6 protein-coding genes and 1 other annotated feature (1 of these 7 running past the window's edge) are annotated in these 14,888 nt (G+C 39.5%); all 6 genes read left to right on the forward strand.

Translation table 11 applies throughout. The annotated features are described in order from the left end of the window. Positions 1 to 102 (reverse strand) — a binding site (T-box leader) (it extends 144 nt beyond the left edge of the window). Between the two features lie 340 nt (positions 103 to 442). The 6 genes from PQ460_RS09745 to PQ460_RS09770 all read left to right on the forward strand — a co-directional run bounded on the left by PQ460_RS09745 (position 443) and on the right by PQ460_RS09770 (position 14,886). Beyond that, on the forward strand, positions 443 to 3,748 hold the full coding sequence (locus PQ460_RS09745) for a chitobiase/beta-hexosaminidase C-terminal domain-containing protein (protein ID WP_274172500.1): 3,306 nt from the start codon (positions 443 to 445) through the stop codon (positions 3,746 to 3,748). Between the two features lie 165 nt (positions 3,749 to 3,913). Beyond that, entirely contained in the window at positions 3,914 to 6,634 is a 2,721-nt protein-coding gene (locus PQ460_RS09750) for a glycoside hydrolase family 2 protein (protein WP_274172501.1), read from the forward strand. Between the two features lie 63 nt (positions 6,635 to 6,697). Next, positions 6,698 to 9,895, forward strand: coding sequence for a glycosyl hydrolase (locus PQ460_RS09755; RefSeq protein ID WP_274172502.1), 3,198 nt, complete (start codon positions 6,698 to 6,700; stop codon positions 9,893 to 9,895). A gap of 93 nt (positions 9,896 to 9,988) precedes the next feature. Continuing rightward, positions 9,989 to 11,353 carry a glycoside hydrolase family 140 protein gene (locus PQ460_RS09760; RefSeq protein ID WP_274172503.1) on the forward strand — a complete coding sequence of 455 codons (1,365 nt, stop codon included), beginning with the start codon at positions 9,989 to 9,991 and terminating at the stop codon, positions 11,351 to 11,353. A gap of 6 nt (positions 11,354 to 11,359) precedes the next feature. Then, a complete protein-coding gene (locus tag PQ460_RS09765; RefSeq protein WP_274172504.1) occupies positions 11,360 to 13,027 on the forward strand; it encodes a response regulator transcription factor in 1,668 nt (555 codons plus the stop codon). Then, entirely contained in the window at positions 13,024 to 14,886 is a 1,863-nt protein-coding gene (locus tag PQ460_RS09770) for a cache domain-containing sensor histidine kinase (RefSeq protein WP_273612745.1), read from the forward strand. Before PQ460_RS09765 ends, PQ460_RS09770 begins: the two co-directional genes overlap by 4 nt. Positions 14,887 to 14,888 lie beyond the last annotated feature (2 nt).

Below are 14,888 nucleotides of genomic sequence, written 5' to 3' on the forward strand. Positions count from 1 at the left end.
TCTCGGAGATGGCTTCAGCTAGCATCTGAACGTTGGTTTGCACCGTACCCAACTCTCTGTAGATCAGATTACAAGCGTACTCTTTCTCGTCATAGAATGTGTATATATTTCATCATTATTTATAAGTGAAATCATTACATGCAATAGATAAAAACGATTAGCGATTGATCGATCAAAATCGTAGGCTTAGTATAATCCCTCTTTTTTAGAATTGCAATACCTGAATTGGAAAATAAGAATGTTTACTACTCGAATAAGCTGTGATTTTGTTCAAGTTGATCATTAGATTTTTCAATAGTTTGTGCAGAAATAATCAAATAGATCTGTAGATTATTCAATTAATTCTAACGATTCTTCAATTTGTAAGCGTTATCTTTGTAATATGCTTGAGAAGCTCACAAACGAACTTTTTATTATTCTTATCATAAAAGGAGAGAACAGGATGAAGAAAAAAGCAAGATCGGTATGCAGTAGTATTGGAATTGCGATCTTAATGTTATCCCTTTTACTGCCATGTTTTCAAAGCCCTCTTTTGGCAGCAACCTCAACAGTAGCGTCAGTAGACGTTAACCGCACAGTCACTATTAACACCTCAAATGTAGTTCAGTCCGACTTTTTGGGAATCGGCGTTAATATTATTCCAACCAATCTGATGGCGCTGGGTGCTAAATATGGATATAACGACGCTTATTGGGCGATGGATACGCAACGTATTCATCAATTTCAACCTAAAGTAGCTCGTGTTTGGTTTCAATTGGATTGGATGGAACCAAGTAAAGGAACATATACATGGAACAGTGAAAAGATGCAGAAGTTTTATCAGTATATTGATGCCTTAAAAACGTCAGGAACTGAAGTGGAATTGAACTTTGGATGGAAAGTAGGTTCCAGTATTCAAAGCTGGTTTAACTTTCCCAATCTAAAAGATCCATATGTCAGCGCACCTACTGATCTACCGGCGTATGCTCGTTCTGCTTCAGCATTGTTGAACGAATTAATCAATAAGCGTGGATACGACAATATCAAATATATGACTTTTTATAACGAACCTAATGGAAGCTGGGATTTTGAAGGACCTACCGATCAGAAAGCGTATTTTGCTCAAATGTCTCGGGCAGTTAGTGAACAGTTAAAAGCAGATGGATTACGTGATCGGATTCAGTTATGGGGACCGGAAGAAACAGGAGCGCTTGATTGGACACAATACATGAAGCAAAATGCAGACGATGTATTTGATGCATATACTTTTCATGTCTATGGAGCCAGCTATAACGATCTGGGAGCACGAATCGCAGAACGCAAATCAGCAGTTGGTTCCAAGCCGATTGTGATGACTGAATTTGGATGGGGCGATGATAATGCGAGCAATTGGGATTCAGGCTTTGCCAATTCTGTCATTCGCGCTGCTAATGATGGTCTGCAAGGAGCACTAATGTGGCAACTTAACGGTGCATGGACTTCTGATCCTGATGGTGATACAAACGGCAGTTATACGATGTGGGATGGATTACCGTTAGGGCTAAAACCTAATAAAACCTATTATTCTGCCGGATTGTTAGCTAGATATGTACCTGAACACAGTCAGGTGCTTGCAGTAAATACAGGCGGAGCCAGCGATATTCGTGCAGCCGCTTTCAAAGCCAAAGATGGTAATTATACGATTGTATTGGAATCGAAAAGTGGACAAAGTAAAAATGTTACGTTCGATTTTGGAACAACAACGATCGGCAAAACGTTTTACAAAATGAATTATCAAGATGATGTACAGCGCGATGGTAATGCGTTATTGCCAGCAGTAGAAAATTCATTTACAGCGAACCAATCATTCACCGATTCTGCTATCAATAGCGAATATAACGTGTCTATTTATACAACAGCGAAGCCACAGGCACAGGTGAAGATGACACCGATCGAATCAACCGTAGCTTCAGGCAGTACATTAACATTGAATGCGACAGTGATTGACGCTAGTTATAGTCAGACAAGTGTAGCAGCAGATACGTATACGACAGACGATATATTACCTGTTACTGAAAATGACGTAAAAACGAAAGAGAAACAGGATATTGTCAATAATAATTCGACCACTACAGCAACCTCAGATACGTATGCTACTCCAGCCGAAGAATATACACTTGCTTCTGCATCGACAGATGTGACCTGGAGTGTAGTTGGATCAGGCAATGGCACAATCAGCAGTACGGGCGTATATTCTCCACCTGATGTAACGACCGAGAAATTGGTAGCTATCAAAGCGACAAGTGTAGCAGACCCGAATGGATATGGAATTGCTTTAATTAAAGTCATTCCGCAATCGATAGCAAGTCGGGTAGACGCACCAACACTGAGCTTAAAGTCCGGTGTGTATGATACATCTGAAGCAGTCACTGTAAAAACAGGCACAGCAGGAGCAGAGATTCGTTATACGTTAGATGGTAGTGTGCCTACCACTTCTTCAAGTCTTTATACCAAGCCTGTTATTTTACCTGAAGGTGGAACAAAAGTATTCAAAGCAAAAGCGTTTAAATCAGGATTAACTGCTTCAGGTGTTACTTCTGCTTTGTACAAAATATTGCAAAATAGCACAGGACCTGAAGGGTATCAATTCTGTATGTATGAAGGAGGTACATGTAGTTTTGACGGCACAGCCAGTGTAGCGTATGGAGCAGATGGATTGTTCAAATATGGCACATTTACGAATGGCGTAGCATGTACAGATGAAGCTTTTGGTGGTGATCCAACACCTAATCTACCGAAGCGTTGCTATTATACCAATGATGTACCCGAGCAGACACCTGTTGTAGCGATCTATAATACAGGCTTTGAAAAGCCAACAGTATCTACAACCAAAACAGGTCCGTTTACAAGTGGGTGGACATTCGATAGTCGATCTGGAGTACAGCGAAACGGCAGTGCTTTTGGCGCAACTACAGCACCGGAAGGACAACAAACCGCTTATCTCAAAACCGATGGTGGTGTATCCGGTAGTATTACGCAACAACTGAATTTTCCTCAAGGAGAATACAAGCTTAGCTTCAAAGCTGCTAAACGAACCAGTTTTGGAGGAACACAGACTTTTGATGTGTTTGTAGATCAGACCAAGATCGGATCATATGCTCCTACGTCTGGTAATTATACAACGTATACTACCAATGCTTTTACAGCCAATGGAAAACGTACAATACGATTTGTAGCGACAACCACAACAGGCGATAATACAGCATTTCTTGATCAAATCTCGATCCAGTTAGCTAGCGATACACCAATACCACCGTCAAATCCTGAAGCAGTAATAGCCAATACAAGCTTTGAGAACCCTTCGACAACCAATACCAAAGTAGGCCCGTTTACAAGCGATTGGGTATTCAGTACACGTTCAGGTATTCAGCGTAATGGTAGTGTATTTAATCCAGCCGCCAATGCTCCAGACGGAGTACAAACGGCTTATCTCAAAACAGATAGTGGAGTAGCAGGATCGATTAGTCAAAGTATTACATTTCCAGCAGGCACTTATGCATTAACATTTCAAGCTGCCAAACGAACCAGTGTAGGAGGAACGCAAACATTTGATGTATATGTAGATAACAAAGTGGTCGGTTCATATTCGCCAACATCAGGCACATATACATCATATACAACTAATAATTTTGTAGTTACTGCCGGAGAGCACACTATCAAATTCGTAGCTACTACATCGACTGGAGACAATACTGCTTTTATCGATCAAGTCAAACTCATTCAAAAATAATACTTTTATAAAAAAAGTAAAAGATGAAAACGTAAAAACGTAATTGTAAATCATGAATAGGTATCTCATACACATCACTTTACCCAGACAAAATAACAATTGCCGATAAGACGACCGCTCTCTATCTGTCTTATCGGTTGTTGTTATCAAGAGGAGAATCACAATATGAATCTAAAGCAAGTCCGCAGTCTTGACGAACAAGATCGACAAAGCTTTGCTGCTACACATACACCATGGGATGCACCTGCTGCAAAAATCTCAGTACAACCTATAACAGCTTATTCAAATAATATGAATGACTTACTAGCTACGTATTCTGTCAATCCATCTTATATAAAAGCTCCACAACAATATTTAGATGGTAACTGGGAAATGGTGCAGGGAGGTGAAGCGGAACAAAGAATCCACCAATCGTGGGAATCGGTTATTTCCGTTCCTGTACCGGGCAGTATTCATCAAGGGTTAGTACAAGCAGGTATATTAGATGATCCTTCGTTTGGTGAACATGCCGCTCAAGCCAAACAGTATAGTCATCAGACATGGTGGTATCGCTGTACGTTTGATATCGAAGATATCGCTGTATTTGCTTCATCCCGATTGATCTTTGAAGGCGTGTCTCCATCATGTGATGTCTGGTTAAATGGTACTCGTCTGGGTGATCATCAAGGAGCATTTGGTGGGCCGATATATGATCTGAGTTCCCTGTTGCAGTCGACCAATACATTGATCGTTCAAGTTCATCCAGCACCACTCGGCAATGAATGGAATATATGGGAGTCGACAGTTGTATTTAATTGTAATTACGGATGGCACTATGTGAATTTACCAGCAGTCGGTATCTGGCGTTCTGTACGTATTGAAGCTATTCCGTTAGTCCAGATCCAACATCCTTTTGTTCAAGTAAACAGTACAGCTCAAGCCAAACAAGGAGAGATTGATCTTGCTTTTGCATTAGCAAGTCAGCAATCAGCATATAAAGGTGTGTTGTATGGTGAAATTGTTCCTGATAATTTTGCAGGACAATCGATCAAGTTCAAACAATCTATCCAACAGGATTCTTATCTATCTGAACCAGATCATATGTCTAATTATTACACTCGTAATGTACATCTACAATTGACGATTCCAGATGCACATCTCTGGTCACCGCTAGATATGGGTCAGCCATATTTATACCGATTACAACTAATATTTATTCCAGATAGTCCAGCTATATCAGAAGATTCTATGATCATGCATAATCGCATATTGATAGATCAAAAAGAGATTACATTTGGATTACGATATATCGAAATGAAACCTTTACCTTCCGGTCAGCAAGCCGATATGTACAACTGGACGTTAACCGTAAATGATCGTGCTGTCTTTATTAAAGGCAGTGGTTGGTGCACGTTAGATGCCTTGATGGATTTTTCAAGAGAACGATATGATCATTTTTTGAGTTTGACGGCTCAGCAACATACTAATTTTTTGCGTGCTTGGGGTGGGGGCATTCCAGAGACGGATGATTTTTATGATCTATGTGATCGCAAAGGGATTATGGTGATGCAGGAATGGCCGACATGTTGGGGAAGTCATGCGCGTCAACCGCAGGATGCTTTAGAAGAAACAGTACGCCTGAATACATTACGGTTGCGCAATCATGCTTCTCTTGTTATGTGGTGTGGTGGTAATGAGACCAGTACTGAACTGGATCATCCAGCTATCCAGATGATGGGACGTTACAGTATAGAACTTGATAATACTCGACCTTTTCACCGCACTGATCCATGGGGTGGAAGTACACATGATCATATTGTATGGAATGGATGGACACCAGCATATAGCTTTGATTATTACGCTAATTTGGGCGGTATTATGCTTAGTGAATTTGGATTAGCATCTGCACCTAACTTGGAATCGGTATTGCGTTATATGCCAGCAGAAGAACAGCAGCAATGGCCTCCACTACCGGACAAAAGTTTTTATCATCATCTTCCTGCTTTTGATACACGAGATGAGTTACGCATTTTATCAGAATTTGCAGATGCATTTATAATATGTGATCGACTGGAGCACTTTGTTATCGGAACACAGCTCGCTCAAGTCACTTCATTACGTCACAAAATGGAATCTGCTCGTTGTCATTTTCCAGATGAAATAGGTGTAGTGACTTATAAATTAAATGATGTGTATATCGGCGTATCGTGGGCGACGATTGATTGGTACGGGGTACCGAAAATGTCGCACTATTTTACACAGGATGCTTATCAACCGTTGTTAGCTTCTGTGTTATTTAACAAATTAAACAGTCCGCATGAAAATCAGTCGTTACCTGTCTATGTGTTAGACGATCAAGGCGTATTAGATCAGTCATGGTCGGTCGGGGTACGCATATATGATCAGCAATTACAAGTGATTCAGGCAGAAAATTGGCAACAAGAAGGCACAGTGCCATCAGTACATCTTATCGGTACTATCGAACTTCAACAGGCACCACTAGCAGAGTCTCCGTTATTGATCGTATCTGAGATTATGCAGGGTAATGAAGTCAAATGTCGCACGTTTTACTGGTTAAATTTTGCTGATCGTCAGGGAGTGCTATGGAACTTACCACAGACTTCGTTAACAGTAGGTCAGCCTCAAGCCTCTAAGGTGTCACTATTGGATTCCTCTGTTGATTTTCCCTATGAGATTGAAGTGAAAAATACAGGGACATTACCCGCAGTAGGCGTAGAATTGTATAACCAATCGGATGATGTAGAGCAGTCTATTTTGGTAGCAAGTGATAACTTTTTTTGGTTAGATGCCGGAGAAAGTCGCTGGATCGGCGTAACCGATCATCGTTCTTTGCACGTAAAAGCATGGAATAGTTATACAGGACAAGCTTATTCTCAGTCTCAATAATGAGAACTTTATTGCGTATGATCTACTACTAATCAGCAGATAACTTCAAAGGTGGAGATATAGATGAACCGATCTTCATGGATAGACAATAATCATATATCAACAGATCAATCAGCAGAGCCTAATATTGATCAGCAATCCTCGGTATCAATATTTGATACATTGCAGAATCCGCCAACGATGTATCGAGCGATTCCTTTCTGGTCATGGAATGATGATCTCGATCCGCAAGAAATTCGTCGACAAGTCGGTGAAATGAAAGCGGCTGGCTTAGGTGGATATATTATGCACGCTCGTGCAGGATTAGAAACACCCTACATGGGCGAACGTTGGATGGAATGTATTCAGGCTGGTATTGAAGAAGGGCAACGATTAGGAATGAATGTCTGGTGTTATGACGAAAATGGTTGGCCTAGCGGATTCGCCGATGGTGTAGTGCCACAGTTAGGGCTGGACTATCAGCAAAAATGGCTTAAATTAGAAGCACTATCTGAACAAGACGATCATAATATACAAGATGATACTACAATTGCATGGTACCGAATCGAAAATGAACAGTGGGTTGTGCTGGACGAACGCTACAAAGAAATTGCTCAATATCGAGCTTATTATGAAGTGAATCCATACTATATTGATACATTAGATGCTCAAGTCGTACAAGCTTTTATCGAATCTACGTATGAGAAATATCATCAACAATTTGCTACCCATTTTGGACAAGCGATTGCAGGTGTATTTACAGATGAACCTCAATATGGACGTTATCAGATTCCATGGTCTTTTACATTAGAACAGCAATTTCAACAGACATATGGATATTCGCTTCTTACCGAATTACCTCTTCTTTTTCAAGAAAGCAAAGGATATGAAACATTTCGCTATCAATTCTGGCAACTGGTTACCGCATTATTCAGTCAATCGTTTATGAAGCAAATAGGGGATTGGTGTGAAGAGCGACATATATGCTTGACCGGGCATGTGGTATGTGAAGATCATTTGACAGCTCAAGTCGGTTCTGTAGGCGACGCTATGGCTTCATACGAGTATATGCAGACTCCGGGAATCGACTGGTTAGGCAGAGGCATCGATCATCCATTAACACCCAAGCAAGTAAGTTCTGTTGCACATCAATTAGGTCAAAAATTCGTCTTATCTGAAACATTTGGCTGTAGTGGATGGAATGTATCTTTTGCAGATCTAAAATGGATTGCAGAATGGCAATATGTACATGGTGTTAATTTGATGTGTCAACATTTGGAAGGGTATAGCTTGCGCGGAATCCGTAAACGGGATTATCCACCTTCATTGTATTATCAGCAACCCTGGTGGGAAGAATATCATAAGTTTAATGATTATTTTGGGCGACTATCTATGCTACTGGCTGAAAGTCACAAGCATATGGATATTCTGTTGTTACATCCTATTCGTTCGTCATGGATTGCTTATAATGATCAGATCAATACCGAAGGTGAACGGATACATCAAGATTTTGTGCAAATTAGTCAATGGTTATGTGAACTTCAGCGTAGTCATGATTACGGTTCAGAATCGATTATAGCTCATCATGGGCGTATACAAGATCAGCAATTGTGGATAGGTGAAGCTTCGTATCAATTAGTCATTTTGCCTCCGATGATAACGATAGCGAGTAAGACAATAGACTTATTACTGTCATGGCTAGAACAAGGAGGACAGGCGATGGCTCTAGGTACATTACCTGTCTTGATTGATGGACAACCAGATCAACGTCTGCTTCAACTTGAACAACATGTAACTGTATTAAATATTGATCGAGAGTTGATATCATATGAACTGGATCAACGATTATCTGCGACGATCAAGCTTCATCAGCTCACACCTGTTGTACCTGCACAGCAAGAGTCAATATTTTTATCTGCGACAGATCATTCTCCGATTCTGACCCAGCGAAGTACATTGGAGCAATACGAATTATATTATCTCGTCAATACTGATCGTCACACCAGTTATATGACAGAGATTGAATTTCCTTGTCAGGGGCATCTAGAGCAGATCAATCTTCAGACAGGTAATATTCATACTCTATCTACAGCAATAAACGCTCCAAGTTATAGTCATACTATGAGTATCAAGCTTACATTTGCACCAGCTCAATCTTATCTATTCCGCATATTGCCAGCTCAACAAGCAACTGATCTGTTACCGATTGCTGAATCTTCGTTACATTCTCGTTCGGTTATAAGCGACCAGCATAGTGTAGAAATGAGTTCGAATTGGCAAGTGATGCGAAGTGATCTGAACAGTCTAACTTTAGATCGGTGTCGATTACAGATTGATAAAAATGAATGGAGTGAACCGCAACCGATTATTTTTTTGCAAGATCAATTAGTGAAAATAGGGCGAGCAGTTGATATTGGGTTGTCTTTTGAAGTACAGCTACAATATGAACCTCAAAATCATCAAGAAATGTATCTGGTGATAGAACAACCTCACTATTATCGTATGACTATCAATGGAACATCTGTAGATCTTCAGGATAGTGGATGGTGGCGAGATATTTCATTTCGCAAAATCAATATTCAAAATCATTTGCATCAAGGTGTGAATCAGATCGTTTTAGAACGTCATTTTCAAAATTCACAAACCACATTTGATGCGGTAGCACGAGCGCAAGCCTTTGAATCTGAAAGCAACAAGTTGAGTTATGAAGCAGAGATTGAAAGTATTTATATTTTGGGAGATTTTGATGTGCATAGTCTTACCCCGTATGAATACGAAACAGGCGACAATCATAGTCTGTATACTCAAGGGGAGTTTGTACTGCAAGAAGTGACTACTACAGCGCAGACAGGAGACTTAACTACACAAGGGCTTTTATTTTATGCAGGCAATGTAAAATTACAACAATCTATAACGTTACCAGAAGATATAGCGGATCGCAGAATCTATTTTCAGTGGGATCGTCCTGATGCGGTATTGTCCAAGCTATGGTTGAACGGGCAAGAAGTGCATACTTTTTTGTGGGCTCCTTATGAGGTGGAGATTACTTCTTATGTGCACAGCGGTGCAAATGAAGTGATCATCGAATTGTTTTCCAGTTGTCGTAATCTGTTAGGGCCGCATCATCATATTCGCGGGGAGTTAACGATGGTAGGGCCGGATAGCTTTAAAGATACACCGAGCTGGACAGATGGTGATATTGATACTGAACATATCTATACACCACGTTATTGTATGGTGACATTTGGCTTAACTAGCAACCCTGTTATTTCTATGTATTAAAAATATAAAGTTCAGACAATATCTCAAAAAAAGGTTGCAATCATACATCAGCGGTTGCATCCTTTTTTTGAGTTTGAGAGGAGTGTTATAGATATGAGTGAAATATACAATAAACATGAATCTATTCCGCAGATGTCTCGTTTGAAAGTCAGTCCGAATCAGCGGTTTGTTATACAGGAAGATGGTACGCCTTTTTTCTGGTTAGGGGATACTGCATGGGAATTATTTCACCGCTTGGATCGAGAACAAGCATTGATGTATTTAACGTGCCGGGCAGAGCAAGGTTTTAATGTTGTGCAGGCTGTTGCGCTAGCTGAGCTTGATGGTATCACAACAGGAAATGCTTATCATAGAATGCCTTTGCTGATGAATAAAGCAGGGGTATATGATCCTTGTCTGCCTGATACTACAGGAGATTATTCGTACTGGGATCATGTTGATTATATTGTAAATACAGCGGCTACACTTGGCATCTATATTGCTTTTTTGCCAACATGGGGCGATAAATATAATCAGTTATGGGGAAAAGGCCCTGAAATATTTACAGCAGATAACGCATATACATATGGACAATGGTTAGGAGAACGGTATCGGAATTGTAATAATATTGTCTGGGTACTCGGTGGTGATCGTTCGCTCGATCAACCTCATCATATACAGATTATCGATCGTCTAGCAGAAGGATTACAAGCAGGTGATGGTCATACTCATCTGATCACATTTCATCCGAAAGGTTCAGCTTCCTCATCTCAATATGTACATCCAAAATCGTGGCTAGACTTTCATATGATTCAATCCGGTCATACCGCAGGTGTACGTAATAATTATGTGATGATCCAGCATGATTATGAATTACAACCGATCAAACCTGTACTTGAAGCAGAACCCTGTTATGAAGATATTCCGATAGATTTTCAAGCTAGTAATGGATATTTTGACGAGGTAGATGTACGGCAGACTGCTTATTATGCTGTACTTGCTGGTTCACTGGGGTATACGTACGGGCATCATTCAGTATGGTGTATGAGTGATGGGATGTATGCTTCTACAGCATTGGATGAAATCGGTGATTTTATTATAATGTCGTGGCAACAAGCATTAACTCGTCCTGGTGCTGAGCAGATGAAGTGGTTGCGCCAACTGATGCAATCGGTTGATTTTGTAACAGGTGTACCTGATCAATCAGTAGTAACAGCTAACTTTGCAGGAGCTAACTATCAAGTGGCTAGTCGTGGCGTAGATTATATTCTAGTCTATTGCCCTCAAGGTCTGTATGTTAAAGTAAGATTAGGTATCCTGAATACAGATCAAGTCAGTCTGAACTGGTATTGTCCACGAAGCGGACAATTATATCCGATCGATATAGTGGCAAATGATGGAGTACATACACTAATCGCTCCATCCAGTGGACGAGGTCAGGATTGGGTGTTATATATTCATTCTGTACGTAAGGAGTGAGGTTGAATGTATAAAGTGATGATTGTAGAAGATGAGATGCTTGTACGCATCGGGTTGAAAAATTCAGTAGACTGGAGCAAGTTCAATATGCAGGTGATTGCTGATCTTCCAGACGGGCAAAGTGCCTGGGAACAGTATCATCAAGAGCGCCCTGATATTATTATTACCGATATTCGAATGCCTAAAATGGACGGCATGGAATTGATTGCTCATGTGCGTGCAGAAGATAAATCGACTCGTATTGTTGTCTTATCTTGTTTGGAAGAATTTGAACTTGCACGTAAAGCAATGTCTCTAGGCGTATCCGGTTATATCCTCAAACTAACGATGACTGAAGAAGAAATTCAAACGATATTACAGACCATTCGTAATGAACTAGATCATCAGCAACGTACCAGAGTAGTCGAAGATCGCACTTCATTATTGCCTTCTAATATTGAATTGATCAAAGAAAAGTATATTAAAGATTTTCTGTTATACGGTATCTATTCTGTCGAAGAATTTGAACGATTTGCTGTACAGAGTCAGATGCAGTTGTCACCTGTACGTCTGGTCGCTTGTATGATGGAAGTGGATCATTATTCCAAATTAAAGCAAAAATTTAAAGATGAACATGGTCATCTAATCAAAATGACATTACTTAATATGTTAAATGAAATTACGACTGCTTTTCAAAAAGGAGAAAGTCTTTATATTGATGAGACCCATTATCTTGTATTGCTGAGCTTTGAAGATATATTCTCCGAGCAACAGATCCGTCAGCAGACATTATTAATTTTACAACGGGTACAACATGTGATCGGAACGTATTTTAATAGTTCAGTTTCTTTTGGTATTAGCGAAATAGATAACGCTTACAAATCGCTTCCTCGCTTGTATGTAGAATCTTATGAACGATTACAGCATAAATTTCTTACCGGTACAGGATTGTATCATACAGGGCAGGAACATATAGATGTTGCGCCGATTCAAGCTCAATTAGAACAGATTCGTCTGTATCGTCCTTTACGCGAATTATTATCTCCGATGAAGCAAGAGCGATATAACGATTATATCCGTATACTGGATGAACATCTGTATGCAGATCGGCGATCGATTCAGCATTTGCTATTTCAATTAGTACAATGGATCAGTACCAGTCTATACGATTATCATCAAAATGAAAAAACGATTTTGTTTAATATTACAGATCAGCTAGAACAGTGTGATACATTGCCTGAAATGCTTGCCCAAATTCAATTATATCTGTCTGAAGTGGTAGAGCAATCACGCACAATGATGCATATGAGCAGTGAAATTACCAAAGCGATTCAATATATTAAGCAACATCACACCGAAAATATAAGTTTGCAACAAGTGGCTGCCCATGTGAATTTGAGTTTTGGTTATTTGAGTAATTTGTTCAAAAAAGAATTGCAAATTACGTTTATAGACTATCTGAATCGCTACCGGGTCGAACGGGCAAAAGAGTTATTAGTTGGCACTTCGCTCAAATCGTATGATATTGCAGCTCAAGTCGGATTTTCACCAGAATATACGTATTTTAGTAAAGTGTTCAAAAAAGTAACCGGACTGAATCCTAACGAATATCGCCGTCAATATTGGACACAAGGAGAAGGAACTTCTAATTTACATCATTCTTCACCATCTGAATCGCTGAAAGGCACGTTATGAAAAAGCTACGCTGGCGTAAAATACAAAAAATCAAAAAGATTGGTAAAGTGCAACATTTGGGTACGCAATTAATCGTCTTTTTTATGGCGATTAGTATTATCGTATTTTCGATTGCCTCGTATTCGCTGTATTCATTTATGTTGGGATTGATCAAAGAACAAAACGAAAAGTTGTTATTACAACAATTCCAGCAATTGGATCATAATATTCATAGCCTTGTAGGAGATGTAGATCGCTTATCCAAGCTTTTTCTGCTGGATGATCATGTGCAGAATTATATTCAAAATACGAATATGAACACAGAAATCGATATGATTGATTTGAAAAAGGCGATCTATGGACGGATCACTAATTTTATCAGCAACTATAACTATATTCATTCGATCTATATCATTTCAGATACACGGGGAGCGTTAGGAGGCAATACCACGCAGACACTGGTACATGGAGAGCAAGCATGGACAGATCGCTTTTTTCAATCCGATGGATATGAGAAAGCCAAGCAAGCTTTTCCTAATCTAATCATCGAAGGTGGAATCAAAGAATCTTATTATAATCCTTATAATGTGGGTCAATCCGATGGGAATCTGGTGAGCTTGATTCGTGGAGTTAGACCTATTTATGAACCACGTACCACTGCTACACTGGTATTCAATATTGATGAAACGTACTTGGCTTCTACGTATGCAGCTTCTCTTGATATGGCAGAAGGAGATATGTATATTGTTAATGAGCAAGGCGTGATTATTTCGGCTAATCGGGCTGAACAAGTAGGTACACAAAGTCCTTATAGTCCGCTGCAAAACAGTTATGCTAATTTTGGTAGTTATGATATTACGCGTGATCATGAGCCGCTACAAGTCGTTTATTACAAACTGCAAGATGCCAATTGGTATCTGGTACGTGAAGTGCCATTAACTTTATTTTCAGAACAGATTACTGCAGTACAACGGATTATGTTAATCGTATTCTCATTAAGTATTCTAGTTATTTTTTGCGCGACTTATTTTTGGTTACGTAAATTAATTCGTCCACTTCATTTATTGGCTCACAAAATGAAAAATGTCAGTCAAGGAGAATTAGGAGTAACATTTACAACGATTCCTAACAATGAATTTGGTATGGTGATGAGGCGATTTAACGAGATGTCGCTGAGTATTGTAGAATTGCTTCGTAGCAATAATGAGATTCAAGAGAAACGACGCGAATTAGAAATTGAAGCGTTACAATATCAGATCAATCCGCATTTTCTATACAATACACTCAATATGATTCGCTGGATGGCTTCCGCTGTAAAAGCAGATCACATCGTTAATAGTGTAGTAGCATTAGGCAATATTTTGCGTCCTGTATTTGCAAGTAAAGATACGATGTGTAGTCTACGTGATGAAATTAATTATTTGGAGAATTATATCAAAATTATCAATTATCGCTTTAACAATACGATTACATTTACATTTGATATTGAGCCTTCTTATTTGGACTATCGGATTCCACGCTTTATTTTGCAACCATTGATTGAGAATTCGACCAAATCAGGCAGACCGGATGATAACGTGATTGATATAGCGATAGAAGTCTATGAACAGGATAATGATCTGTGGATTTCAGTGATAGATTCTGGTCGTGGCTTCGATCCACAGATGCGTGAACAATTAAATAATCAGTTGCAGAGCGGAGACAGCTATACTTCGGAACAACAAGAATATAGCAGTGGTGTCGGATTATATAATGTGAATAAGCGCATACAGCTTTATTTTGGCAAAGAGTATGGTATTCAATTACCTCAAGTTCCTTATGGAGCAGAAGTTGCTATTCATTTACCTCGCTTATTAGAAAGTAAAGATCATATCTTATAAAA

Origin of the sequence: Paenibacillus sp. KACC 21273 (assembly GCF_028736095.1) — a bacterium.
Classification (GTDB): Bacteria; Bacillota; Bacilli; order Paenibacillales; family Paenibacillaceae; genus Saccharibacillus; species Saccharibacillus kyungheensis.

Bases quoted from the DNA above. Each gene is read 5' to 3' on its own strand.
- PQ460_RS09745 (WP_274172500.1), top strand. From the start codon at position 443: ATGAAGAAAAAAGCAAGATCGGTATGCAGTAGTATTGGAATTGCGATC.
- PQ460_RS09750 (WP_274172501.1), top strand. From the start codon at position 3,914: ATGAATCTAAAGCAAGTCCGCAGTCTTGACGAACAAGATCGACAAAGC.
- PQ460_RS09755 (WP_274172502.1), top strand. From the start codon at position 6,698: ATGAACCGATCTTCATGGATAGACAATAATCATATATCAACAGATCAA.
- PQ460_RS09760 (WP_274172503.1), top strand. From the start codon at position 9,989: ATGAGTGAAATATACAATAAACATGAATCTATTCCGCAGATGTCTCGT.
- PQ460_RS09765 (WP_274172504.1), top strand. From the start codon at position 11,360: ATGTATAAAGTGATGATTGTAGAAGATGAGATGCTTGTACGCATCGGG.
- PQ460_RS09770 (WP_273612745.1), top strand. From the start codon at position 13,024: ATGAAAAAGCTACGCTGGCGTAAAATACAAAAAATCAAAAAGATTGGT.